Origin of the sequence: Inquilinus limosus (assembly GCF_002195995.1) — a bacterium.
In the GTDB taxonomy this organism is placed as follows: domain Bacteria; phylum Pseudomonadota; class Alphaproteobacteria; order DSM-16000; family Inquilinaceae; genus Inquilinus; species Inquilinus limosus_C.
This window is the reverse complement of the sequence record NZ_NHON01000065.1, coordinates 1-23,456: the sequence shown is the minus strand read 5'-3', so window position 1 is coordinate 23,456 and position 23,456 is coordinate 1. Positions and strand designations below refer to the sequence as shown.

General features: G+C 71.3%; 27 protein-coding genes. 19 read left to right on the top strand and 8 right to left on the bottom strand.

Annotated features, from left to right (window positions below; translation table 11 throughout):
• The first annotated feature begins 48 nt into the window (after window positions 1-48).
• A complete protein-coding gene (locus BWR60_RS25940) occupies window positions 49-420 on the top strand; it encodes a hypothetical protein (RefSeq protein WP_088154421.1) in 372 nt (123 codons plus the stop codon).
• 21 nt (window positions 421-441) lie between these two features.
• On the opposite strand, the gene BWR60_RS25935 is transcribed toward BWR60_RS25940, so the two are convergent.
• A complete protein-coding gene (locus tag BWR60_RS25935; protein ID WP_088154419.1) occupies window positions 442-1,947 on the bottom strand; it encodes an MFS transporter in 1,506 nt (501 codons plus the stop codon).
• Window positions 1,948-1,950: 3 nt separating this feature from the next.
• Entirely contained in the window at window positions 1,951-2,559 is a 609-nt protein-coding gene (locus tag BWR60_RS25930; protein ID WP_179221947.1) for a TetR/AcrR family transcriptional regulator, read from the bottom strand.
• A 130-nt stretch (window positions 2,560-2,689) separates the two neighbouring features.
• Here BWR60_RS25930 and BWR60_RS25925 point away from each other — a divergent pair, with 130 nt between their 5' ends.
• Entirely contained in the window at window positions 2,690-3,049 is a 360-nt protein-coding gene (locus BWR60_RS25925; protein ID WP_144445760.1) for a hypothetical protein, read from the top strand.
• 69 nt (window positions 3,050-3,118) lie between these two features.
• Window positions 3,119-3,898: an enoyl-CoA hydratase-related protein gene (locus BWR60_RS25920; RefSeq protein ID WP_088154413.1), complete on the top strand. Its 780-nt coding sequence runs from the start codon at window positions 3,119-3,121 to the stop codon at window positions 3,896-3,898.
• A 188-nt stretch (window positions 3,899-4,086) separates the two neighbouring features.
• Here the strand turns inward: BWR60_RS25920 and BWR60_RS25915 are convergent, their stop codons facing one another.
• The gene (locus BWR60_RS25915) at window positions 4,087-5,391 is read right to left on the bottom strand and encodes an MFS transporter (protein WP_230983182.1); all 1,305 of its coding nucleotides are present in this window, start codon (window positions 5,389-5,391) and stop codon (window positions 4,087-4,089) included.
• 225 nt (window positions 5,392-5,616) lie between these two features.
• Between BWR60_RS25915 and phnC the strand changes: the two genes are divergently transcribed.
• The 4 genes from phnC (at window position 5,617) to phnE (BWR60_RS25895) (ending at window position 9,356) form a co-directional block, all read left to right on the top strand.
• Entirely contained in the window at window positions 5,617-6,438 is an 822-nt protein-coding gene (gene phnC / locus BWR60_RS25910; protein ID WP_088154411.1) for a phosphonate ABC transporter ATP-binding protein, read from the top strand.
• A gap of 68 nt (window positions 6,439-6,506) precedes the next feature.
• A complete protein-coding gene (gene phnD, locus BWR60_RS25905) occupies window positions 6,507-7,445 on the top strand; it encodes a phosphonate ABC transporter substrate-binding protein (RefSeq protein ID WP_088154409.1) in 939 nt (312 codons plus the stop codon).
• Window positions 7,446-7,578: 133 nt separating this feature from the next.
• The gene (gene phnE, locus BWR60_RS25900) at window positions 7,579-8,478 is read left to right on the top strand and encodes a phosphonate ABC transporter, permease protein PhnE (RefSeq protein ID WP_088154407.1); all 900 of its coding nucleotides are present in this window, start codon (window positions 7,579-7,581) and stop codon (window positions 8,476-8,478) included.
• The gene (gene phnE, locus BWR60_RS25895) at window positions 8,478-9,356 is read left to right on the top strand and encodes a phosphonate ABC transporter, permease protein PhnE (RefSeq protein WP_088154405.1); all 879 of its coding nucleotides are present in this window, start codon (window positions 8,478-8,480) and stop codon (window positions 9,354-9,356) included. The genes phnE (BWR60_RS25900) and phnE (BWR60_RS25895) overlap by 1 nt, the downstream gene beginning before the upstream one ends.
• Window positions 9,357-9,361: 5 nt before the next feature.
• On the opposite strand, the gene BWR60_RS25890 is transcribed toward phnE (BWR60_RS25895), so the two are convergent.
• Window positions 9,362-10,648 carry a DUF5666 domain-containing protein gene (locus BWR60_RS25890; protein WP_144445759.1) on the bottom strand — a complete coding sequence of 429 codons (1,287 nt, stop codon included), beginning with the start codon at window positions 10,646-10,648 and terminating at the stop codon, window positions 9,362-9,364.
• A complete protein-coding gene (locus tag BWR60_RS25885) occupies window positions 10,645-11,508 on the bottom strand; it encodes a DUF6502 family protein (RefSeq protein ID WP_088154401.1) in 864 nt (287 codons plus the stop codon). The genes BWR60_RS25890 and BWR60_RS25885 overlap by 4 nt, the downstream gene beginning before the upstream one ends.
• A 143-nt stretch (window positions 11,509-11,651) precedes the next feature.
• On the opposite strand from BWR60_RS25885, the gene BWR60_RS25880 reads away from it, so the two are divergent.
• The 3 genes from BWR60_RS25880 (at window position 11,652) to BWR60_RS25870 (ending at window position 12,466) form a co-directional block, all read left to right on the top strand.
• Complete coding sequence (locus tag BWR60_RS25880) at window positions 11,652-11,879, top strand: hypothetical protein (RefSeq protein WP_088154399.1); 228 nt, start codon at window positions 11,652-11,654, stop codon at window positions 11,877-11,879.
• Between the two features lie 120 nt (window positions 11,880-11,999).
• Window positions 12,000-12,290, top strand: coding sequence for a hypothetical protein (locus BWR60_RS25875; RefSeq protein ID WP_088154397.1), 291 nt, complete (start codon window positions 12,000-12,002; stop codon window positions 12,288-12,290).
• Window positions 12,287-12,466: a hypothetical protein gene (locus tag BWR60_RS25870; protein ID WP_088154395.1), complete on the top strand. Its 180-nt coding sequence runs from the start codon at window positions 12,287-12,289 to the stop codon at window positions 12,464-12,466. The genes BWR60_RS25875 and BWR60_RS25870 overlap by 4 nt, the downstream gene beginning before the upstream one ends.
• On the opposite strand, the gene BWR60_RS25865 is transcribed toward BWR60_RS25870, so the two are convergent.
• On the bottom strand, window positions 12,456-12,836 hold the full coding sequence (locus BWR60_RS25865) for a winged helix-turn-helix domain-containing protein (RefSeq protein ID WP_088154393.1): 381 nt from the start codon (window positions 12,834-12,836) through the stop codon (window positions 12,456-12,458). The two genes, BWR60_RS25870 and BWR60_RS25865, sit on opposite strands and share 11 nt — an antisense overlap.
• Window positions 12,837-12,923: 87 nt before the next feature.
• On the opposite strand from BWR60_RS25865, the gene BWR60_RS25860 reads away from it, so the two are divergent.
• Window positions 12,924-13,151, top strand: a complete 228-nt coding sequence (locus BWR60_RS25860; protein WP_088154391.1) for a hypothetical protein — start codon at window positions 12,924-12,926, stop codon at window positions 13,149-13,151.
• 146 nt (window positions 13,152-13,297) lie between these two features.
• Here the strand turns inward: BWR60_RS25860 and BWR60_RS25855 are convergent, their stop codons facing one another.
• Window positions 13,298-14,698, bottom strand: a complete 1,401-nt coding sequence (locus BWR60_RS25855; RefSeq protein WP_088154389.1) for an FAD-binding oxidoreductase — start codon at window positions 14,696-14,698, stop codon at window positions 13,298-13,300.
• Between the two features lie 372 nt (window positions 14,699-15,070).
• Here BWR60_RS25855 and BWR60_RS25850 point away from each other — a divergent pair, with 372 nt between their 5' ends.
• The 4 genes from BWR60_RS25850 (at window position 15,071) to BWR60_RS25835 (ending at window position 19,546) form a co-directional block, all read left to right on the top strand.
• Window positions 15,071-15,649 carry a hypothetical protein gene (locus BWR60_RS25850; RefSeq protein WP_088154387.1) on the top strand — a complete coding sequence of 193 codons (579 nt, stop codon included), beginning with the start codon at window positions 15,071-15,073 and terminating at the stop codon, window positions 15,647-15,649.
• A gap of 57 nt (window positions 15,650-15,706) precedes the next feature.
• A complete protein-coding gene (locus BWR60_RS25845; protein ID WP_218823682.1) occupies window positions 15,707-17,767 on the top strand; it encodes an adenylate/guanylate cyclase domain-containing protein in 2,061 nt (686 codons plus the stop codon).
• Between the two features lie 10 nt (window positions 17,768-17,777).
• Window positions 17,778-18,716: a M48 family metallopeptidase gene (locus BWR60_RS25840; protein ID WP_088154384.1), complete on the top strand. Its 939-nt coding sequence runs from the start codon at window positions 17,778-17,780 to the stop codon at window positions 18,714-18,716.
• 101 nt (window positions 18,717-18,817) lie between these two features.
• Window positions 18,818-19,546: a TerB family tellurite resistance protein gene (locus tag BWR60_RS25835; protein ID WP_088154382.1), complete on the top strand. Its 729-nt coding sequence runs from the start codon at window positions 18,818-18,820 to the stop codon at window positions 19,544-19,546.
• A 51-nt stretch (window positions 19,547-19,597) separates the two neighbouring features.
• Here BWR60_RS25835 and BWR60_RS25830 read toward each other — a convergent pair whose 3' ends face one another.
• Window positions 19,598-20,074, bottom strand: a complete 477-nt coding sequence (locus tag BWR60_RS25830; RefSeq protein ID WP_088154380.1) for a MarR family winged helix-turn-helix transcriptional regulator — start codon at window positions 20,072-20,074, stop codon at window positions 19,598-19,600.
• 96 nt (window positions 20,075-20,170) lie between these two features.
• On the opposite strand from BWR60_RS25830, the gene BWR60_RS25825 reads away from it, so the two are divergent.
• The 4 genes from BWR60_RS25825 to BWR60_RS25810 all read left to right on the top strand — a co-directional run bounded on the left by BWR60_RS25825 (window position 20,171) and on the right by BWR60_RS25810 (window position 23,371).
• The gene (locus BWR60_RS25825; RefSeq protein WP_088154441.1) at window positions 20,171-20,539 is read left to right on the top strand and encodes an antibiotic biosynthesis monooxygenase family protein; all 369 of its coding nucleotides are present in this window, start codon (window positions 20,171-20,173) and stop codon (window positions 20,537-20,539) included.
• 129 nt (window positions 20,540-20,668) lie between these two features.
• On the top strand, window positions 20,669-21,166 hold the full coding sequence (tsaA, locus tag BWR60_RS25820) for a tRNA (N6-threonylcarbamoyladenosine(37)-N6)-methyltransferase TrmO (RefSeq protein ID WP_088154378.1): 498 nt from the start codon (window positions 20,669-20,671) through the stop codon (window positions 21,164-21,166).
• A gap of 2 nt (window positions 21,167-21,168) precedes the next feature.
• Window positions 21,169-22,197 carry an iron ABC transporter substrate-binding protein gene (locus BWR60_RS25815; protein WP_088154376.1) on the top strand — a complete coding sequence of 343 codons (1,029 nt, stop codon included), beginning with the start codon at window positions 21,169-21,171 and terminating at the stop codon, window positions 22,195-22,197.
• Window positions 22,198-22,366: 169 nt separating this feature from the next.
• Window positions 22,367-23,371: a FecCD family ABC transporter permease gene (locus BWR60_RS25810; protein WP_088154374.1), complete on the top strand. Its 1,005-nt coding sequence runs from the start codon at window positions 22,367-22,369 to the stop codon at window positions 23,369-23,371.
• Window positions 23,372-23,456 lie beyond the last annotated feature (85 nt).

Genomic DNA, 23,456 nt, shown 5'->3' with positions numbered 1-23,456 from the left:
GCGTGTACACGCTGGACGACCCGTCGCGCCGCTGGCCGGAGAGTCCTGTTGCCCTTCCCGAAATCGCTGACCGTCGCCGCCGCCCTGCTGCTGCTCGCCGCCTGTGCCGAGCCGCAGAGTGCGGAGAGCGTTTCCGCGGCCGCGCGGGAGAATTTCGGCAAGCGGATCGCGCCGTATCAGGACCACCCGCTGGCGGAGATGGTCGCCGATCTCGGCCTGCCCGACCGCGACACCCCGACCTCGGAAGGCGGCCGCAAGCTGGTGTGGGAGCGGCACGACACCAAGACGATCCAGGACCAGGTGCTGCCGCAGGTCTGCACCGTCACGGCGCTGACCAACAGCCAGGACGTGGTGTTCTTCGTCCTGGCCGGCGGCAACACGCTCTACTGCTCCGAGGTCTTCGGCGCCAATCCGGCCTGACCCGGCGCCTGTCCACGGCGATCAGCCGGGCTGGGGCGCCGCCCGCCGCCGGGCCAGCACGACCAGCGCCGCCAGCGCGGTCATGGCCAGCAGCGCCGCCGCCACCAGCGACACCCCCTGATAGGTCGATGTGAACGCCGTCCGGGCCGCCGTCGCCACCGTGCCGGCGTCCGGCGCCGCCAGCGCGTCGGCCGCCAGCAGCGCCTCGCCGATCGACCGCCGCGCCGCCGGCACGGCCGTCTCCAGCAGCGGCGGCAGCACCAGCAGGCGCTGGTACAGCACCGCCATCAGGCTGCCGAACAGGGCGACGCCGAGGCCGCCGCCCAGCTCATACGCCACCTCCTCGACCGCGGCGACACCGCCGGCCTGATGCGCCGGGGCGCTGTTCATCACCGTGGTCGACGCCGCCGTCATCGCCGCGCCCACCCCGGCGCCGATGGCGATGAAGCCGATGATCTCGACGGCCGAGACCTCTCCTGCCGGCAGCAGGGCGATGGCGACGAAGCCGGCGGCTGACAGGGCCAGGGCGCCGGCCAGCACGGCGCGGAAACCGAAACGGTGCGCCAGCCCGCCGGCCAGCGGCGAGGCCAGGAACGACGCCAGCGGCACCGGCGCCAGCCTCAGGCCGGCCTGCAGCGGCGACAGGTCCAGCACCAATTGCAGCTGCTGACTCAGCAGCAGCTCGAAGCCGACGATGATGATCATCGCCACCATGGCCCCGGCCAGGGCGACGGCGATGGCCGGGTTGCGGAACAGCGACAGGTCGATCATCGGCACCGCCGCGCGCGCCTGGCGGCGCAGGAAGGCGGCCACCAGCCCGGCGCCGGCCAGGCCGATCGCGGCGGCCAGCCACGGGCTGGCGCCGGCATGGGTGGTCTGCTTCACGGCGTAGACCACGCCGATGATCCCCGCCATCGCCATCAGCAGGCCCGGCAGGTCCCACGGATGCTGCTCGCTCACCCGCCGGCCGGGCAGCAGCCAGGCGGCGAAGGGCAGGGCGATCAGCACGATCGGGACGTTGATCAGGAACACGGCGCCCCAATGGAAATGCTCCAGCAGGGCGCCGCCGACCACCGGGCCGAAGGCGGCGCCGCCGGACGCGACCGACGACCAGATGCCGATGGCGATCGCCCGCTCGCGCGGGTCGTCGAAGGTCAGGCGCAGGATCGACAGGGTGGCCGGCATCATCATCGCCCCGCCGAAAGCCAGGAAGGCGCGGCCGGCGATCAGCCATTCGGGGCCGGGGGCGAAGGCGCAGGCGGCCGAGGCCAGCCCGAACACGGCCAAGCCCAGCAGCAGCAGGCGCTTGTGCCCGATGCGGTCGCCCAGCGTGCCGGCGGCCAGCAGCAGCCCGGCCATCAGCAGCGGATAGATGTCGATGATCCACAAGAGCTGCGACGCGCTCGGCCCCAGCGCCCGGCTCAGGGTCGGCACGGCGATGTGCAGCACCGTGGCGTCGATCGCCACCAGCAGCAGCGCGACCGAGACCACGGGCAGGATCGCCCAGCGATTGACGGACCTGGTCATGGGTCAGGCTCCCGGGGCGAGCAGGCGGCGGACCATGGCGGGCAGGGCGGCGATGCCGGCGGCGATGTCGAAGCGCGGATCGGTCGCCACCCGGGCGCTGAAGCCGTCGATCAGCATCAGCAGCCAGACCGCGGCCTGATCGGAATCGAGGGCGGTGTCGGCCTGAGCCAGCGTGGCGGCGCGGCCGGCCAGATGGGCCAGCGCCGGCCGCACCTCGGCGTCGCTGCGGTCCAGCACCGCCTGGATCTGCGGGTTGCGCGCGCCCTCGGACAGGATCTCCAGCCACAGCCGGTGCCCGGCGGCGTCGGTGGTCAGGGTCAGGAACCGCTCCAGCAGGGTGATGATCGCGGCCAGCGGATCGTCGCTGTCCCGCATCTCGCGGAACAGCGCCGCCGTCTCCTCCCGCTCGGCATCGACCAGGGCGGCGATCATCGCCTCCTTGCCCGGGAAGTAGCGGTAGAGGTTGCCGGCGCTCATCCCCGCCGCCTCGCAGATCTCGGCCATGCCGGTGCCGTGGAAGCCGCGCCGGGCGAAGCAGTCGGCGGCCGCATCCAGGATGCGGCGGCGCTTCTCCTCACGGCGGGTCAGGGGCTCGGCAATGGTCTCGGACATGGTTGGATCCATAATGAGAATGAACGTTCATTCTCATTCTTTTCGGGTGATGTCAAGGCTGGCCCCCGCGGCGATAGCGGCTGTAAAGATTCCCCTCCTATCCTCAGCCCCTCTCGGCGAGGGGGAGACCATGCTCAAGGTCTTGAGGGGCTTCGGGGCTGTGCTCGCAGGTCTGGCTGTTGCTCCCGCCCTAGCATGGGGCGCCAGCTACAACCAGATCCGGGTGGACCGGCAGGTGCAGGCGGGAAATACGGTCGATATCACCGTGCCGTGCGACGTGCCGGGATCGGTCATCCTGGGCGGCGGCTTCAACAGCAACCCGGGCGCCGGGACGATCCAGTACAACAGCGGCGAGGTCGGCGTCGGCACGGTGACGATCCCCGTCGTCGTGATCTATCGCAGCCAGCCGGAGAACAACGCCTGGCGCATCCTCGGCTACGCCAACGCCGCCGCGACCGTCAGCGCCTTCGCGATCTGCGGCACGTCCTGAGGGGCCTCCCGGCATTGCCGGGCCGGGCCGCGCGGTGACACACTCGGCCGCTTTCAGCCGAGGATTCCGATGACCGACACCCCGATCCGATGGTTCCGCGACGGCCGGCTGGCGCGGCTGCGGCTGCAGCGGCCGGCGCGGCACAATGCGATCAGCACGGCGATGTGGCGGGCGCTGCCGGTGCTGTGCCGCGAGATCGATGCCGACCCCGAGGTCGCGGCGGTGATCGTGGAGGGGGAGGGGGTCTTCTCGGCCGGGGCGGACATCACCGAATTCGGCACGGTCTTCGCCGATGCCGACTCGACCGCCGCGTACAATGCCGCGGTCCGGTCCGGGCTGGCGGCGGTCGAGGCGCTGGACCGGCCGAGCATCGCCCTGGTCCGCGGCCTCTGCGTCGGCGGCGGCTGCGGCCTGGCGCTGGCCTGCGACCTGCGCTTCGCCGGCGACACCGCGCGGCTGGGCATCACCCCGTCGCGGCTGGGCTTGGCCTACAGCTTCGCCGACACGCGGCGGCTGGTGCAGACGGTCGGGCCCGCCCGGGCCAAGGACATGCTGTTCTCCGGCCGCCTGATGGACGCCGCCGAGGCTCTGGCGATCGGCTTGGTCGACCGGGTTCTGCCGGATGGGGAGGCCGAGGCGGCGGCGCTGGACTATGCCAACGGCTTGGCGGAGCGTGCGCCGCTCAGCCTGCGCGCCAGCAAGCGCATGATCGAGGCGATGATGGCCGGCGCCGACAGCGACACGGCCGAGACGGCGGCGCTCTACGAGGCCGCCTATCGCAGCGCCGATTTTAGGGAAGGGCAGGCGGCTTTCGCCGAACGCAGGCCGCCGAGGTTCCGGGGAAGATAACCGCGTTGCGGATCCGGCGGGACCGCCCCCTCACCCTCCCGTCGCCGACGCGACGGGCCCCTCCCTCTCCCCGAGGAGAGGGAAAATGGAGCCGGCCCCCGATACCTCTCCTTGGGGAGAGGTCGAAATCGCGCAGCGATTTCGGGTGAGGGGGCGGCTCCGGCCCTGAGGACGTGTGCTACCTGTCGCTACTCCGCCGCGCTCATCCGGCCGGGCGCCGGTGGCTGATAGCGGCGCAGCGCGGCCTGGACCACGAAGGTCATCAGCGCGCCCAGCACCATGCAGGCGGCCAGGAACCACATCGGCGCCAGCTGGCTGCCGGTGACGTCGCCGATCCAGGGCACCGCGTTCTGGGCGATGAAGCCGCCGAGATTGCCGACCGAGTTGATCGCGGCGATGCCGGCGGCGGCCGTGGCCCCGCTCAGGAAGCTCGGCGGCAGCGACCAGAACACCGGCTGCGGCGCGAAGATGCCCGCGGCGGCGATGCAGAGCAGCGCGAACTTGAAGGCGTTGCCCGGCACCACCACGCTCAGCGCCAGGCACACGGCCGCGATCAGCGCCGGGATCACGATGTGCCAGGTCTGGTCGCCGGTGCGGGCGGCGTTGCGCGGGATCCACCACAACGCCAGGGCGACGCAGGCCCAGGGGATGATGTTGAGCAGGCCGTTGGCCGTGTTCGAGACGCCGAAGCCCTTCACCACGGTCGGCAGCCAGTAGCTCAGCCCGTAGGCGCCGAGCGGGAAGGCGACGTAGAACAGCGCCAGCAGCTGCACCCGGCGGTCCAGCAGCGCCGCGAAGGGGCTGCCGTGCTGGGTCTTGCCCTGGGCGTTCTCGCGCTCCAGCACGTCATGCAGCCACTTCTTCTCGCCGGCGTCCAGGAAGGTCGCCGTCTCCGGCCGGTCAGGCAGGAAGAAGAAGGTGACGATGCCCATCAGCACCGCCGGGATGCCGGTGGCGATGAAGACCCATTCCCAGCCGCGCAGGCCCATCAAGCCGTCCATGTCCAGCAGCACGCCGCCGACGGTGGACCCGACCGCATTGGCCAGGGCGCTCCAGGCCATGAACAGCCCGACCATGCGGCCGCGATACATCTGCGGGAACCACAGCGTCAGCGCGAACAGCACGCCGGGGAAGAAGCCGGCCTCGGCCGCGCCCAAGAGGAAGCGCAGGATGTAGAACATCGTCGCGTTCTGGGTGAAGGCCAGCGCGATGGTGACCAGGCCCCAGGAGAAGATGATCCGGGCCAGCCAGCGTCGGGCGCCGACCCGGGCCAGGATCACGTTCGACGGCACCTCGAAGATGAAATAGCCGATGAAGAACAGCGAGGCGCCGAGGCCGTAGGCGGCTTCGCTGAGGCCGAGATCGCCGACCATCTGCAGCTTGGCATAGCTGACGTTCTGACGGTCGATATAGGCGATCAGATAGAGCAGGCCGAGGAATGGCATCAGCCGCCAGGTGATCTTGGAGATCGTCTGCGGGCGGGACTCTGGCAACGCGTTCTACTCCCTCAAATCGTATGATGATTTGCTGCCTTGGCGCGCAAAGAAGCCGCTTTGAGAGAGAACGTCAACCCGGGCGATGCGGTGCCGCCGGTGCCCGGGCGTTCATCGAAACGACATCCGAGGATCACGCGACTGTAACCCGGCTCTGTTAGGCCGTTCACGCCGAGCGGCCATGACGTCCCGTCATGCGCCCCGGACCTGACCGGAGCGTGCCTGATGGCCGAACTCGTGATCGAAGGACTGACCAAGAGCTTCCGCGCCGTGAACGCGGTCGACGACGTCAGCCTGACGATCGCCCCCGGCCAGATGGTCGGTGTGATCGGCCGCTCCGGCGCCGGCAAGTCGACCATGCTGCGCCTGGTCAACCGGCTGGCCGACCCGACCGGCGGCCGCATCCTGTTCGACGGCGTCGACGTCACCCGGCTGAAGGGCAAGGCCCTGCGGGACTGGCGCGCCCGCTGCGCCATGATCTTCCAGCAGTTCAACCTGGTCACCCGCCTCGACGTGCTGACCAATGTGCTGCTCGGCCGCATCTCGCAGCACTGGACGCTGCCGTCGCTGTTCAAGCAGTTCGGCGAGCGCGAGCGCGCCTTCGCCATCCAGGCGCTGGACCGGCTCGACATGGCGCACGCCGCCCTGCAGCGCGCCGACACCCTGTCCGGCGGCCAGCAGCAGCGCGTCGCCATCGCCCGCGCTTTGCTGCAGGAGCCCGAGGTGCTGCTGGCGGACGAGCCGATCGCCTCGCTCGACCCGCGCAACGCCAAGATCGTGATGGACGCGCTGCGGTCCATCAACCGCGAGGACGGCATCACCGTCCTCGTCAACCTGCACACGCTCGACACCGCCCGGCACTACTGCGACCGGGTGGTCGGCATGGCCAAGGGCCGCGTCGTCTTCGACGGCACGCCCGAGGCGCTGACCATGGAGGTGGTCGAGCGGATCTACGGTGTCGACGGCATGCGCGAGGCCCTGGACGAGCGCATCACCTCGACCGCGATCGAGCCCCGGACCGGCGAGCGCGAGCTGGTTCCGGTCTGAGCTCCAACCGACGGCTTCCGGCACGGCGCCGGACGTCCGAACCAAGTGTTCAGCAAAGGGGAAGACCCATGTTCATGCGGCGCACCATCCTCGCGGCGGCCACGGCTGCCGTCGCCCTCGCCGGCCTGGCCGGCACCGCCCTGGCGGCGGATCCGAGCTGGAAGAAGGACGTTCCGGTCATCCGCATCGGCATCCTCGGCGGCGAGAACGACGCCGACCGGCTGGCTCGCTACGACGGCTTCCAGAAGCTGCTCGAGACCACCTTCAACGTCGAGGTGAAGCTGTTCCCGGCCACCGACTACGCCGGCGTCATGCAGGGCATGGCCGCGGGCCAGCTCGACCTCGCCGAGTTCGGTGCCTCCGGCTATGCCGGCCTGTGGCTGGACTGCAAATGCGTCGAGCCGCTGGTGGTGCCGAAGGAAGACGACGGCTCGACCGGCTACTACTCGGTGCTCTTCGTCAAGTCGAGCAGCCCGTACCAGAAGCTCGAGGACCTGAAGGGCAAGTCGCTGGCCTTCGCCGACCCGAACTCGACCTCGGGCTACCTGATCCCGAACTTCCAGCTCAAGGACCAGGGCTACGACCCGGCCGCCTTCTTCGGCTCGACCGCCTTCTCCGGCGGGCATGAGCAGGGCGTGGTCGCTGTGATGAAGGGCCAGTACGACGCCGGCGTGACCTGGATCTCCGGCCAGGGCGACCCGGCCCAGGGCTACAGCCGCGGCGCGCTGCGCAGCATGGTCGACAAGAAGATGCTCGACATGAAGGACCTGCGCATTGTCTGGCAGTCGACCCTGATCCCGAACGGCCCGTGGGCGACCCGCACCGCCCTGCCGGAGGCGTTCCGCAAGGACATGCTGGACTTCCTGTCGAAGCTGCCGACCGAGCATCCGGACATCTACGAGGCGGTCGAGAAGGGCGCCGGCTCGGGCTACGCCCCGGTCAAGCACGACTTCTTCGAAGGCATCATCAAGATGCGCGAGACCGAGGCCACCCAGCGCCGCAGCTGATCCGGCTTCGGCCTGAACCCCTCAACCGTCATTGCGAGGAGCGAAGCGACGAAGCAATCCATGCTTCCGCTCGTGCGGCCCTGGATTGCTTCGCTGCGCTCGCAATGACGGTGTCGGGAATTCTGAAAGTGCGATGACCCTCCTGTCCGAAACCCGTCCCGCCGACCCGGTCGCGGCCTTCGAGGCCGGGCGCCGGGCGCTGCTGCGCCAGCGGCGCCGCGCCACGCTGATCGGCCTTGTGCTGTTCGTCGCCGCAATCGTCGCCGGCGGATATATCGGCGAGTTCTACCCGTCCAAGCTGGCCGCGGGCGTGCCGCGGATCGGCGAGTATTTCGAACGCACCCTGCCGACGCTGCATTGGGGCGAGCTGATTTCCGACAGCAAGACCAAGGGGTCGGTCGCCTACTGGTACTACCGCGCCGGCAGCTATCTGGTGCTGCTGTGGCAGACGGCGCAGATGGCGATCCTGGGCACCGTGCTGGGCGCCGCCGCAGCGCTGCTGCTCAGCTTCCCGGCCTCGCGCAACCTGGTGCGCAGCCATCTGGTCTACCATCTCAGCCGCCGCTTCCTCGAGATCTGCCGCAGCGTGCCGGACATCGTCTACGCGCTGTGCTTCGTCTGGGCCTATGGCGTCGGGCCGCTGGCCGGCATCCTGGCCATGGCCGTGCACACCACCGGCGCGCTCGGCAAGCTGTTCTCCGAGGTCAACGAGGCGGTGGACGACAAGCCGCTCGAGGGCATCCGCGCCGCCGGCGGCACCTGGGTCCAGATCATGCGCTTCGGCGTGCTGCCGCAGGTGCTGCCGAGCTTCCTGTCCTACGGGCTGCTGCGGCTGGAGATCAACATCCGCTCGGCCTCGGTGCTGGGCTTCGTCGGCGCCGGCGGCATCGGGCAGGAACTCTACTACATCGTCAGCTTCAACTATTACGAGGAGCTGAGCGCGCTGGTGCTGATGATCGTCGCGGCGGTGACGCTGATCGACCTCGGCTCCGAGCGGCTGCGCTCATTCTTCCTGCCGCGGGAGGCGCATTGATGGGAGCCCGCTTCGCCCGGATCCGCCCGATCGACGTCGACCATGCCCGTGCCGCCCTGCCGCGCGCCTTCGGCCGGTCCTGGGGCGAAAGGCTGCTGCGCAACGCGCTGCTGGCCCTGGCCGCCGCCTATCTCGGCTACCTGCTCTGGACCTTCGATTTCTCGCCGGCCCGGCTCTATGAGGGGCTGGTCAGCCCGAACGGGCTGTTCGTCATCGCCGCGCAGATGGTGTCCTGGCACGGCATGGCCGACTGGCAGTATGGCGAGATCTTCACCGCGCTGGGCCAGACCGTGGCCATGGCCTTCATCGGCACGCTGATCGCCTCGCTGGTCGCCATCCCGCTCGGCTTCCTCGGCGCCCGCAACATCGTGCCGATCGGATTCCTGCGCTTCGGCTTCCGCCGGCTGTTCGACGGGCTGCGCGGCGTCGACCAGCTGATCTGGGCGCTGGTGTTCGTGCGCGCCGTGGGCCTCGGGCCGCTGGCCGGCATCCTGGCCATCTGCGTCTCCGACATCGGCTCGCTCTCCAAGCTCTATGCCGAGGCGATCGAGACGGCGGAGAAGAAGCAGATCGAGGGCGTGCGCTCGACCGGCGCCTCGACCCTGGCGGTGCTGCGCTTCGGCGTGCTGCCGCAGGCGATCCCGCTGTTCCTGTCGCAGGCGCTGTACTTCTTCGAATCCAACACCCGCTCGGCCACCATCCTCGGCATCGTCGGCGCCGGCGGCATCGGGCTGCAGATCTCCGAGCGCATCAAGATCCTGGCCTGGGACCAGGTCGCCTTCATCCTGATCCTGGTGCTGGCCGTTGTCGCGCTGATCGACACCCTGTCGAAATGGCTGCGGCTGAAGCTGATCGGGCGCGAGGCGGCGCGGGGCTGACGCCGTCAGCCGAAGGGCGGGCGGCCGTGCCGATCACGCCCGAACATTCCCGCGCCGCAGGCATCGCCGAAGCCGCAGGGGCTGAACCCGCTCCGCATCGATCCCGGCCGCCGGCCGCCCCAGTCCGAGCCCATGCGCGGCGCGCCGGCATTCGCCGATGACGGGTCGAGACCGGGCGGGTTGCGCCCATCCGGAGTGCCGCGCGGCCCGCCGGCATCACTGCGGTCGCCGGGGCCCCCGAGGCCGCCGCCCGGACCGGGCCCGCCCGCCGGGCCAAGGCCGCCCGGCCGGTCCAGGCCGATCCCGTGCGGCGCCTCCGGCACGGCGCCGGTGCGGCCGACGGTGCTGCGCTGGCCGATCGCCTCCAGCGCGCCGTCCGGCTGCCGCGAGAACTCGATGATCGTGCGCTGCGGCTGGGCGCCAAGGGCGCCGAAGGTGGCCGCGACCGGGGCGCTCAGGCCATGGCCCCAGCGCAGCCCGCCCTGGCCCGCGCTGGCGTAGGATTCGATCACCAGCCGGGACACCGACCGGCCGAACCAGCCGGACGGGTCGGCCGCCACCGCGTCGCGGGATACGGAGTCGGGCGTCAGCACGCCATCCGCATAGCGGCCGGTCACCGTCACCGGCTGGCCGATGTCGGCGCCCAGGCGCGTCCCCGGCCGCAGCGCCAGAGTGCCGATGCGCGGCGCGCCTGCGGTGCCGGACAGCGGCCCGTGCACGGTGACGCGGCCGGGCTGGCGCCGGTCGATCCGGGTGGCGACGATGCCGCCGTCCGGGCCGGGCAGGCCGCTGACCTCGACCCAGTCCCCCGCCCTCGGCGCCGCGGCGTCGCCCCAGACCTGGCCGGCGAAGGTGACGCGCTGCCCGGCGACGCGCAGCACGGTTCCGTTCGACTCGACCGCCTCGACCGGGCCGGAGACTTCGTGGCGCAGGGTGATGCTGCGGGCGTCGAGGCGCGAGCCGCTGCCGGTCGCCGTGATCACCGCGACCTGGCCGACGCGCAGGGCGCCGCTGGCGGCGGTCCCACCGTCGACCCGCACCGGCGTCGCCGGGGCGAACTCGACCTCGATGCCGTTCACCCAGATGCTGCCGAAGCCGGTGATGACGCCGACGATGCCGGTGCCGCCCATGCCGCGGTCCTCGACCGGCGAGATGCCGGTGCCGCCGATGCCCCGGTCGGCGACCGCCGCGGCCGTCGTCGCCGGAGGTGGGGCGGCCGGACGGTTCTCCGTCCCGGCGGGAGAGCAGGCGGCCAGGCAGGCAAGCGCCAGGAGTCGCATACGGCTCGTCACGGCGCCGTCTCCTCGTCGATCGGATCATCCGCGACATACACGTAGACACCCAGGTTGATCCGGCGCAGCGGCAGGACGGGCTCGCCCTCGGCCGCAGCCTTGTCGTCCGCCTCGGCCATCGTCAGGGCGATGCGGTTGACGTCAGTCAGCAGCTGCTGCGCCGCCTCCCGCGCCGTCGCCTCCAGCTGCGCCACCGTCTCCGGCCGCAGCCGGTCGTAATGCATGCTGCGGTCCAGGAACGGCGCCGGGCCGGCGGTCGCCACATTGGCGGCCGCTGCGGCGATGTGGTCGTGCAGGTTGCGGGCGAAGTAGAACAGCTGCTCCTCCCCGCCCGGCCGCGGGATGAAGGCGGCCTGGCTCAGATGCACGCGGTCCTCCCGGTCCAGCGACACGATGCCCTGGCCCAGCCAGTCGTCCAGCACCGCCCGCGCCCGCACATCCTTGGTGACCGATTCGACCAGCCCCTCGAACGAGGCCTCGCCCGCATCCCGGGCCGCGCGCGGCAGCGGACGCGGGCGGCTGCCCGCATCGGCATAGGGCGGCGCGGCCAGCCAGCGGGCGATGATCTGGCTGCCCAGCGTCACCACCTCCGGGATCCCGTCCGCGGCCGGGGCCTCGGTGCGCAGCCGGCGGATCTCCTTCCGGTGCACGCCGGTCAGCAGGCTGATGCGGCTGTCGGTCTGGGCCTTGGGGTCGGCCAGCAGGTCGCGCGCCGCGACGTCGACATACAGGCCGCGCAGCAGGTCGGCCAGGACCGGAAAGGTCACGCCGCTGCGGATCAGCAGCCGGACCAGCGGCCGCAGCAGGCGCGCCAGCGGCTTCAGCAGGGCCTGGGGCGGTGGGGGCAGGGAGGAGGGCATTCTCGGGCAGGATCCATCGGTGCGGGCGGACTGTAGCACGGCAGTGTGTGGGAAAAATACCCACGAAACGGAGATTTCATTTGACGCGGGCATAAATCCCACAGATTGATCGTGGGAGAATTTCCCACAAAATAGGAGCCTCCATGCGAACCCTGGAGCCGACCGTGACCCGAAAGGCCCTGCCGCCGATCATGCCGGAGCCGCAACCCGGCGCCGATCTGCGGGACAGGGCCGGCCGCCGGGTGATCCGCCACATCGTGGTCACCGCCTTCGCGATCGCGCTGATGACCGGCGCCGGGCTGCTGCTGATCGACATCGCCATCGACCGGCTGGCGAGCCTGTCCCTGCTCCGGCTGTCCGGCCTGTTCTGAGGAGAGAGCGATGCTGCAGCCGATCCTGACGATGCTGCCGTGGCTCGGGGTGTATCTGCGAGCCCGCCTCCCGGCCGTCCGCCGGCGGATACCGGCCGTCACCGCGGGGGAGCGCCGGCGATGATGGATTGCCTGATCGTCTGGGCCGCCCTCGGGCCGGTCCTGGCCTTCATCGCCGGGGCGGTCGCCGTCGCCTGGTGGGAGGACGAGGAGGAGGAGGCTCTGCCGTCCTGGGAGCATCCCGGTCCGATGCGTGGAACCCTCCCCGGCGGCCCGGGGGCCGTGATGTCCCTCGATTCGCTCGGCCGCGACGGGCCCTGCTGGAACAGGGCGTCTGGCCATGCGGGCGGGTATTCCTCGCCGCGGATGAGATCCTGCGTGCAGTGCGGACGGATGGAGGAGCGGCCGTGATCATCGCCCTCATCCTCTGGGCCGTCATCGGCCCCTCGGTCGGGATGGTGGTTGGCGCGGCCTTCGCGTCCCGCAATCCCGATGGAGAGCGGCCGCCGGCCGAAGAGCTCGGCCGGTCGCCGGACAGCGCCCTGCCGCCCGCACCGGCCACCCGGCTGAACCCGGCTAGTCCTTGATCTCCGCCGGTTCGGCCTCGCCCGGCGTCGCGGTCGCCGTCTGCAGCCCGGCCAGCCGCCGCGCCACGCTGGCCGCCGTCTCCTGCTCGATGGCGCGGTACTGCTCGACCAGCCAATGCCCGAAGGGGGTCAGCGCCGCGCCGCCGCCCTGCGGGCCGCCATGTCGGGTCTCGATCACCTTCTCGCGGAAGCAGCCGTTCAGGCTGTCGATCAGCAGCCAGGCGCGGCGATAGGACATGCCCATCGCCCGCCCGGCGGCGGAGATCGAGCCGGTCTCGGCGATGTGCTCGAGCAGCCCGATCTTGCCGGGGCCGAGCTGCCGGTCCGGGCCGGCGGGGTCGAAGTCGATGCGGATGCGCAGCCTGGGCATGATTGTGCCATGATACGGGCTGGCGGGGCCGGGGGGAACTCGGCACCGCACTCTCCGTTGAGAGGGAAGGCGACAAGGGAGGCCACGATGTCTGCTGCCGAGCCGCGCCAGGCCGAACCGGCGCCGGACGACAAGGTCGACGAGGCGATCGAGGAGTCGTTCCCGGCCAGCGATCCCCCGGCCTATCCGGCGGGCGTGACCAGCGGCGCGCCCAGCCACGAGGCCGCCGCGCCGCAACCGAAGCGCAACGCCCCGGTGGTGGCGGTGATCGCCGTGGCCGCGGTCATCGTGCTGCTCTGGGCCCTGTTCGGATAGAGCCCATTCGATAACGCTACTGGCGCGGCCGTCTGACGGCGGTTTCTGCGCTTCCGGTGCTCACGGACTTTAACGTCCGCTGCGCTCCGGTTCTCGAAACCACCGCCAGCCGACTCACGCCAGCGCATTCTCGAACGGGCTCTGAGTCAATTCCCCGGCAGCACCTTGCCGGGGTTGAGGAGGCCGGCGGGGTCGAGCGCCCGCTTCAGCGTCTGCATCACCGCCACGCCGTCGCCGTGCTCCTGCTCCAGGAAGCGGATCTTGCCGTAGCCGACGCCGTGCTCGCCGGTGCAGGTGCCGCCCATCGCCAGGGCCCGCATCACCAGCCGGTCATGGAAGGCCTCGGCCCGGGCGATCTCCTCATGGTCGTCGGGGTTCAGGATCATGCAGGTGTGGAAATTGCCGTCGCCGACATGGCCGACGATCGGCGCCACCAGCCCGCTCGCCTCGATATCGGCCTTGGTCTCGACCAGGCAGTCGGCCAGGCGGCTGATCGGCACGCAGACATCGGTCGGCATGCCGCGGCAGCCCGGGCGCAGCGCGATGCCGGCGTAATAGGCCTTGTGCCGCGCCTCCCACAGCCGGTTGCGATCCTCCGGCTTGGTCGCCCAGCGGAAGTCGCCGCCGCCATTCTCCTGCGCCAGCGCCTTGGCCGTCTCGGCCTGCTCGGCCACCCCGGCCTCGGTGCCGTGAAACTCGAAGAACAGCGTCGGCGCCACCTCGAGGTCGAGCTTCGAATAGGCGTTGCTGGCGCCGATCTGCACCTCGTCCAGCAGTTCGATCCGCGCCACCGGGATGCCGAGCTGGATGGTGGCGATCACCGTGTTCACCGCGTCGGCCACGGTCGGGAAGGCGCAGACGGCCGAGGAGATCGCCTCCGGGATGCCGTACAGCTTCAGCGTCACCTCGGTGATCAGGCCCAGCGTGCCCTCCGAGCCGACGAACAGCCGGGTCAGGTCGTAGCCGGCGGAGGATTTGCGGGCCCGGCCGCCGGTGCGGATGATGCGGCCGTCGGCCAGCACCACGGTCAGCCCCAGCACGTTGTCGCGCATGGTGCCGTAGCGCACCGCGTTGGTGCCGGAGGCGCGGGTCGCCGCCATGCCGCCCAGGCTGGCATCGGCGCCGGGGTCGATCGGGAAGAACAGGCCGGTGTCGCGCAGATGCTCGTTCAGCTGCTTGCGCGTCACCCCGGCCTCGACCGTGCAGTCGAGATCCTCGGCCGAGACCCGCGTCACCCGGTTCATCTGCGACAGGTCGACCGTGACGCCGCCGCGCAGCGCGGCGATGCCGCCCTCCAGCGAGGTGCCGGTGCCGTAAGGCACGACCGGGACCTCGTGCGCGGCGCAGATCCGCATCACCGCCGCGACCTCCTCGGTCGAATGCGGGAAGGCGACCGCGTCCGGCGGCATGGTCGGGTGCCAGGTCTCCTCCCGCCCGTGCTGCTCGCGCACCGCGGCGGCGGTGGAGAAGCGGTCGCCCAGCAGGGCGCGCAGGGCGGCGACGGCACGGTCGTCGAGGGCGGGGCGGGGAGAGAGGGTGACGGCCATGATCCGCTTAAAGGTCAGACATAAAGGCCCATCGACCTTAAGCCTCCTCCGTTCGCGCGGCAAGAATGCGCCGCCGGCGCCCCGCCGCCGCAATCCCGTGGCGCGGCCGCCGTCAAGCCGACACAAAGGCGCGGCATTTGACTTCCCGTCGGCGACAGACCAGCATTCGCCGAAATTTTCGGGTCGGGGTGGCCGCATATGAACAAGTTTATTTCAACATGGTTTGCCGCCGTGATTCTGGCGGTTGTCCTGGTTCCGACAACGGCGTCCGCCCAGTTCGAGGGGCTGCTCCAGGATCTCCTGCCCGCGGTCACCAGTCCCGGTTCCGGCCGCTCCGACACCCGCGCTCCCGGTGGTGAGCCGGCGGCGCAGGTGACGGCGATCAGCGGCGCCCCGGATGCGGGGGTCGAGGTCACCGACAGCGTCTATCCCGGACAGACCATCGATCTCGGCCGCAGCGGCCGGCTTGTTCTGGCCTATGGCGACGGCTGCACGGTCGAGACCATCCGCGGCGGCATCGTCACCGTGGGATCCGGCTCCAGCCGCGTCGCCGGCGGCCAGGTCCAGACCAGCGGCGCCGCCTGCGGCCGCACCCAGGTCGCGGTCAATGCCCGCTCGGCCGAGGCCGGGGCGGGGGTCGACCGGCTGGTCGGGGCGGAGGGCCGCCGGCCGGACAGCCCGTTCAGCCAGAGCGTCTGGGCCGAGACCACCGTGTCCTCCGCCCGGCCGCAATTCTCGGGCGCCGACGGCGCGGTCCGCATCGTGATGCTGGACGCGCCGACGCCGCAGACGGTGTGGGAGGGCGCGGGCGGCAGCGGCTTCCGCTATCCGGGCAACGCGCCGAAGCTGCAGACCGGCGTGCCCTACCGGGTCGAGGCGGGCGGCCGGTCCGCGGTGTTCTCGATCGACCCCGGCGCCAAGGGGGCGGGCGGCACGGTCGTGCTGCGCTGACGCGCGGCCCGCGGCTTCCCTCCCACCCGGATGATGCGAAGGCTCCGCCGCCTAGCCGTGGCGCTCGGGATCGGCCTGGTCCTGGGCAGCGGGATGATGCTGCCCGGCGCCGCCTTCCTGCAGCGGCTGGGCATCGACGCGCTGCTGTGGCTCGACCAGCCGCTCGGCTGGACCCGCCGGGCGCTGCCCGACCGCCTGCCGGTGGCGGTGGTGGCGATCCGGGAGGAGACCTACCGCACCCCGCCGCTGCAGAACCGCCCGAAGGTGGCCTGGACGCCGGAGCTCGGATTCGTGCTGGCCGCGCTGGCCCAGGGCGGGGCGGCCGTGATCGGCCTCGACCAGGTCTACCCGACCACGCTCGACCTGCCGGACCTCAAGCCCAACTACGACCGGCCGCTGAAGCAGGCCCTGGCGGCGCTCGGGCCCGCCGGCAAGGCGGTGCTGGGCTATGCCCAGTCCGGCGACCTGGCGGTGCGGCCGGACCGGGGCCAGGTGATCGCGGTCGGCGGCGACGCCAATCTGCGCCCGCTCAACCTGGTCCGCGACCAGGATGACGTGGTCCGCCTCTATCCCACCCATCTGCCGCTGCAGGGTGGCGCGGGCGAGACCCCGTCCTTCGCGACCGAGCTGGTGTCCCGCGCCGGCACGGCGGTGCCGCAGGGCGAGCCGCTGATCGACTTCACCATCGGGCCGCGGGACGTGCCGGTCTACGAATTCGCCGACCTGGCCGCCTGCGCCAGGTCCGGCCAGGTCGATTTCTTCCGCCGCGAATTCGCCGGCCGCATCGTCATCATCGGCGGCGTGCTCGATGTCGAGGACCGGCACACCACGCCGCGCCGGGTGCTGGAGGAGGTGGCCGACCACGAGCCCGCGGCGCGCTGCATGCCGGCGCCCGGGCAACCCCTGTCCACCATCGGCCGCCGCACCACGCCGGGCACGCAGATCCACGCCATCGCGGCGCTGACCCTCGCCCTCGGCCGCGCGCCGCAGCTGCTGCCGCCCCCGGTGGCCGGCCTCGCGGTGGGGGCGGCCGCGGCCGGGCTCGGCGCCGTGCTGTTCGCGCTGGCGCCGCTGTGGGGGCTGCTGGCGCTGCTGGGCGCCGCGGCGATCGCCGTCCTCGCCTCGCTCCTGGCGCTCGGCGCCGGCGTGGTCCTGCCCCTGATGCCGCTGCTGCCGGCCTTCGCCCTGACCTACACCGCGATCTATGTCTACCGCTTCACGGTCGAGGACCGGACGCGGCGGCGGGTGGTCCACGCCTTCCGCCACTATCTCGCCCCGGCGCTGGTCGAGCAGCTGGCCGAGAATTCCGAGGCGCTGCACCTGCGCGGCGAGATCCGGCCGGTGACCGTGGCCTTCTACGACATTGCCGGCTTCACCAGCATGAGCGAGCGGCTGCAGCACGAGCCGGAGCGGCTGGTGGCGGTGGTGAACGGCCTGCTGGCCAAGGTCGCCGACGCGATCGAGCGCCATGGCGGCTATGTCGACAAGTTCATCGGCGACGCGGTGATGGCGGTGTGGGGCGCGCCGCTGCCCGACCCGCACGCCGCCGAGCATGCGGTCGCGGCCGGGCTGGACGCCTTCGCCGCGCTCGACGACTACAATCGCGGCCTGGTGGAGGGGCAGGGGCTGCCGCCGCTGGGCCTGCGGGCCGGGATCAATTCCGGCTGGGCCGTGGTCGGCAATGTCGGGTCGCCGACCCGCCTCAACTACACCGTGCTGGGCGACGCGGTGAACCTGGCCGCCCGGCTGGAGGGCGCCAACAAGGCCTACGGCACCCGGCTGATGGTGGGCGAGCTGACCTACCGCCAGCTGCCGCGCCGCTACCTGATGCGCCGGCTCGACCACCTGGTGGTCAAGGGCAAGGCCCGGCCGGTCCGTGTCTATGAGGCGCTGGGCACCGCCGGCGACCTGCCGCCGGAAGCGGCCGAGGGCGTGCGGCGGTTCCACGCCGCGCTGGCCCTCTACTACCGCCGCCGCTTCGCCGAGGCGGCCGAACGGTTCGCGGCGCTGGCGGCGGCGGATCCGGTGGCCGCGCTGTACCGCGACCGGGCCGAGGCCTATGCCGCGGCGCCGCCGCCCGCCGATTGGGACCGAAGCCACAGCCTGACCACGAAATGAGAGGGGCAAATTGACGACGATCACCCTGCCGCGCCGCGGCTTCCTCGCCGGGGCCGGCATCAGCCTCGCCGCGCTGGCGCTCGCCGGCTGCCAGACCGCGCAGGACTACGCCAACGACCCGATGGGGGCGGCGAACACGTTCAGCAAGCTGCTCGGGTCCCATGGCGAAAGCGCGCCGGTCGACGAGACGGCGCTGGGCGAGGGGCTGTATCCGCGCCTGGTCGCCCAGTCCGGCGGGGCCTATGGCAATGCCCGGATCCAGTCGGCGGTGCGCAGCTTCGCCCAGCCGCTGTTCCGGGTGTCGAAGCGGCCGTTCCGGTGGGAGATCACGGTGCTGGACGACAACAGCCCCAATGCCTGGGCGCTGCCCGGCGGCAAGCTCGGCATCAACAAGGGCATGCTGCGCTACGTCGCCAGCGAGTCCGAGCTGGCGGCCGTGATCGCGCATGAGATGGGCCATGCCGAGCTGAGCCACCAGATCGCCGAGCTGGAGAGCAAGGGATCCACCGACAAGCTGGTGGCGTTCTTCAAGGACGTGGCGCAGCGCGAGATCGACGCCAAGGCATCCGGCCTGCACGACCTGACCAGCCAGGGGCTCGACCAGCTGGCCCCGGCGATGTCCGAGCTGATCACCTCCGGCTATTCGCGCGACCATGAGCGCGAGGCCGACGCCTACATCCTGACCGTGTTCCGCGCCACCGGCTACGATCCGCGCCAGGCCTCGGCGGTGTTCAGGACGCTGGATTCGCTGGTGCCGCCGGGCGAGGACAAGACCACCTCGCTGTTCTCCACCCATCCCGGCACCCGCGACCGGATCGAGCGGCTGGACGAGGCGGCGGCGCGCCTGCCGGCCGGCCCCGGCGAGATCGGCTCGGCGGACTTCGCGACGATCAAGGCGGTGTTCCCGACCCGGCGCTACTATCTGCGCAACCCGGCGGAGGCGAGCTGAGCCGCCCAGCGGTCGACCGCGTCATCGCAACCCATCCGTTCCGCCGCGCGAACTGCTATCATGGCGGCAAGGGGCGGCGTGCGAGTGAAGCGGAACGAGGGATGAGCATCTGGGGCAAGATCGTCGGCGCGGCTGCGGGCCTGGCCATGGGCGGCCCGATCGGGGCGCTGCTCGGCGCCGTGGCCGGCCATGCCGTCGACTGGTATCGCGACCAGCCGCCGGCGGATGGCGACGCCACCCAGCACATCGCCTTCACCATCGGCGTGATCGCGCTGGGCGCCAAGATGGCCAAGGCTGACGGCACGGTGACGGCGGAGGAGGTGTCGGCCTTCCGCCGGGTGTTCCGCGTGCCGCCCGAGGAAGAGCCGAATGTCGAGCGCCTGTTCAACCTGGCGCGCCGCGATTCCGCCGGGTTCGAGCCCTATGCCCGGCAGCTTGCCGGCATGTTCAAGGACCGGCCGGAGGTGCTGGAGGAGCTGCTGCAGTGCCTGTTCACCATCGCCAAGGCCGATGGCGATGTGAAGCCGGCGGAGCTCGACTATCTGCGCGCCGTGGCCGGGCTGTTCGGCCTGGCGACGGCCGATTTCCACCGGCTCTGCGCCGAGGAGTGCGCCGGCTGCGATGTCGACCCCTATGGCGTGCTGGGGGTGGAGCGGCAGATCGACGATGAGAGCCTGAAGGCGGCCTACCGCCGGCTGATCCGCGAGCACCACCCGGACCGGCTGATCGCCCGCGGCATGCCGGCCGATTTCATCGCGGTCGCCACCGACAAGATGGCCCGCATCAACGCCGCCTACGATATCATCCGGCGCGAGCGGAAGCTGGCCTGAGCGCGCGGACAGGGCGCCCGCGTCCGGGCGACGGCCATCGCGCCGCAGCGATCAGGCCCGATCCCCGGCCTCTCCATCCTCTTCCAGCGTCCGGCGCAGCGCCGTCATGATGCGGTGCGTCGTCGCGATGTCCTCGACCCGAAGCCCTTCCGAGAGCCGGTCGACCCACGGCGCCTGCAGGCTCATGGCGGTGTCGAACGCCTGCCTTCCCTTGTCCGTCAGCACGACGAGCTGCGCCCGCCGGTGATGCGGGTTGGGCTGGAACGCGATGAGCCCCTCCTTCTCCAGATCGTTGACGATGCGCTGAATGTTCTGGCGGTTGGCGCCCATGTCGCGCGCCAGCCACGCGACCGGCTGCGGCCGATCCGCCGCAACGATGGTGCCGAGCACCTGCCAGCGGGCGCTCGTCAGGCCGAGGCGGGCGACCAGCCGGTCGCCCGCGGCGAGCACGAGGCTGTGCAGCCGGAACAGGTCCATGAACAGGCCGGTCAGGGCGGCCCCGGCCGGGGTCCGTCGGGTCTCGTGCATATGTCCCATTGCTCCATATTGACATCATGATGTCAATCTATTATGTATCTATTGTACCAAATCGACATCATGCACTCAAACTGGATGGAGCCGGCGATGACGCAGATGCGCCCCCTCGACCCCGCCTTCCCGATCGACCGCCAGATCGCCGTCGACGCCTCTCCCGTCGTGCTGGTCAACGTCTTCACGCTCGACAAGGCGGATGAGCAGACCTTCCTCCGCGCCTGGCAGGCGGATGCGGAGATCATGAAGCGCCAGCCGGGTTTCATCTCGACCCAGCTGCACCGCGCGGTCGGCGACAGCCCGGCCTATCTGAACTATGCCGTCTGGGAATCGACCGCCCATTTCCGCGCTGCCTTCGCGCATCCGGAGTTCAGGGCCAAGCTCTCGGCTTATCCGGCTTCGGCCGTCGCCTCCCCGCACCTGTTCCAGAAGGTCGCGGTGCCCGGCATCTGCGTCGCCTAGCCGGGACCGGCCCGATCCCTTGGGCGGCGGATGAGCACGGCCGTCCCGCGGCATCAAGCCCCTCGCCGGGCGCCGTATATGGGCTTATACAACGAGACGGGACGACAGGCTGAAGACAGGGGATCCCGCATGGTGCGCGAGGACGAGATCCGGGCGGCCGAGCGCGCCGTCGAATGGCCCGAGGCCGCCGACGCCGGCCTCGTCTTCATCGGCCGCATCCATACCCCCTGGACCTCGCGCATGGACTGTCCGCGCCAGGGCCGCCAGGACGGCCCGACCTGCCGGATCGAGGTGTTCGCGCCCTGGGACCAGGCGCTGGACGGCGTCGCCGGGTTCGGCACGCTCGAGATCCTGTACTGGCTGCACAAGTCGCGCCGCGACCTGGTGCGGCAGAGCCCCAAGAACGACGGCACCACCCGCGGCACCTTCTCGCTGCGCTCGCCGGTGCGGCCCAACCCGATCGGCACCGCGATGGTCACGCTGCTCGGCATCGAGGGGTCGACCCTGCTGGTGCGGGGGCTCGATTGCCTCGACGGCACGCCGCTGATCGACATCAAGCCCGACCGCTGCGCCTTCACGCCGCTCGCGCCGCCGACGCCCGGCGATTCCGACGTGGGAGATCCCTGACCATGCTCCGCCGCCGTGGCGTCCTGGCCGCCCTGATCGCTGCTGTCGCCCTGCTCGCCGGGCCGGCCTGGGCCCGCACCGTCACCGATTCCGCCGGCCGCCAGGTCGACATCCCGGACCATGTGCAGCGGGTCTTCGCCGCCGGCCCGCCGGCCTCGATCCTCGTCTATATGCTGGCGCCGCAGACCATGACCGGCTGGGTGCGGGCGCCGCGGCCGGAGGACAAGCCGTTCCTGCTTCCCGCCGTGCGCGACCTGCCGGAGACGGGCCGCCTGACCGGCCGCGGCGACACCGTCAATCTGGAGCAGCTGCTGGCGGCCAAGCCCGATTTGATCGTCGATTTCGGCACCATCAGCGACACCTACAGATCGCTGGCCGACCGGGTGCAGCAGCAGACCGGCATCCCGTATCTGCTGATCGACGGCAGCTTCCCCAACACCCCGGCGGCGCTGCGCCTGCTGGCCGGCATCCTCGGCGTGCCGGAGCGGGGCGAGGCGCTGGCCAAGGCGGCGGAGGCGATCTTCGCCCAGGTCGACGCCGTCCTGGCCAAGGTGCCGGCCGACAAGCGCCCGCGGGTCTATCTCGCCCGCGGCCCGGAGGGGCTGGAGAGCGGCTCGCGCGGGTCGATCACCACCGAGATCCTGGAGCGGGTCGGCGCCGTCAACGTGGTCGAGGGCCTGCGCGACAAGGGCGGCCTGGTCACCGCCTCGCGCGAGCAGGTGATCGCCTGGGCGCCGGACACCATCATCGCGCTCGACCGCCGCTTCGCCGAAAGCGTCGCCACGAATCCGGACTGGCAGCCGGTGCCGGCGATCAAGGCCGGGCGCGTCTTCCTGTCGCCGGGCCAGCCCTTCGGCTTCGTCGACTTCCCGCCCTCGGTCAACCGGCTGATCGGCCTGACCTGGCTGCTGCACACGCTGTATCCGGAGCAGGCGCCGGGGACCTTGAGCGACCAGGTCCGCGGCTTCTACCGCCTGTTCTACCAGGTCGAGCTGAGCGATGCCGACCTGGACCGCCTGCTTGGCGGCTGAGATCGGCCGGCCCATGAAAGCACCGTCATTGCGAGCGCAGCGAAGCAATCCATCGGGCAGCAAGAGCGGAGGCATGGATTGCTTCGTCGGCTTCGCCTCCTCGCAATGACGGGTTTCTCTCTGGATGGGGTGAGTCCGATCGCAGGCTCGTCGGTGTGAGGCCGGATCGGTGCGGACGGCGACGGTTCTCCTGATCCTGGTTGTGCTTCTTGTGGCGACGGTGCTGGTCGCCGCCGGCATCGGCCCCTACCGCATCCCGCCGCAGGAGGTGCTGGCCGCGCTCTGGCGTCGGCTGTTCGGCGGCGCCATCGACCCGACGGTGGAGACGGTGCTGTTCCGCATCCGCCTGCCGCGGGTGCTGGCGGCGATGCTGGTCGGCGCCGCGCTCTCCGCCGCCGGCGCCGCCTATCAGAGCCTGTTCCGCAACCCGCTGGTGTCGCCCGACATCCTCGGCGTCTCCACCGGGGCCGGCTTCGGCGCGGTGCTGGGCATCCTGCTCGGCCTGCCGGTGGCGGCGATCCAGCTGCTCGGCTTCGGCGGCGGGCTGGTCACCGTGGCCGCGGTCGGCGCCCTGGCCCGCACGCTGCGGGGCGGTGGCGACGTGCTGGTGCTGGTCCTGGCCGGGATCGTGGTCGGCGCCCTGGCCGGGGCCGCCATCTCCCTGGTCAAGGTGCTGGCCGACCCCTACGACCAGCTGCCGGCGATCACCTTCTGGCTGCTCGGCAGCCTGGCCGGGGTGAAGGTCGACGATGTGATGGCGGTGCTGCCGGCCGTGCTGGTCGGGCTGGTGCCCCTGATCCTGCTGCGCTGGCGCATCGGCGTGCTGTCGCTCGGCGATGACGAGGCGCGGGCGCTGGGCGTCGACGTGCCGCGGCTGCGCCTGCTGGTGATCGTGGCCGCGACGCTGGTCACCTCCGCCGTGGTCGCCATCTCCGGCGTCATCGGCTGGGTCGGGCTGATGGTGCCGCATATGGCGCGGCTGCTGGTGGGCCCGCGCTTCGACCGGCTGCTGCCGGCGGCGATCCTGCTGGGCGCCGCCTTCATGCTGGCGATCGACACGCTGGCCCGCTCCGCCGCCGAGATCGAGATCCCGCTCGGCGTCCTGACCGCCGCGATCGGCGGCCCGATCTTCGTCTGGCTGCTGGCCCATGGCCGGCGGAGGCGGCTGCCGTGATCTCGCGAAAGGCACCTCCTCAGATCCAGCCCCGGCCCTTCTTAGTCCCCCCTCCCCTTGCGGGAGGGGGGYAGGGGGAGGGGTC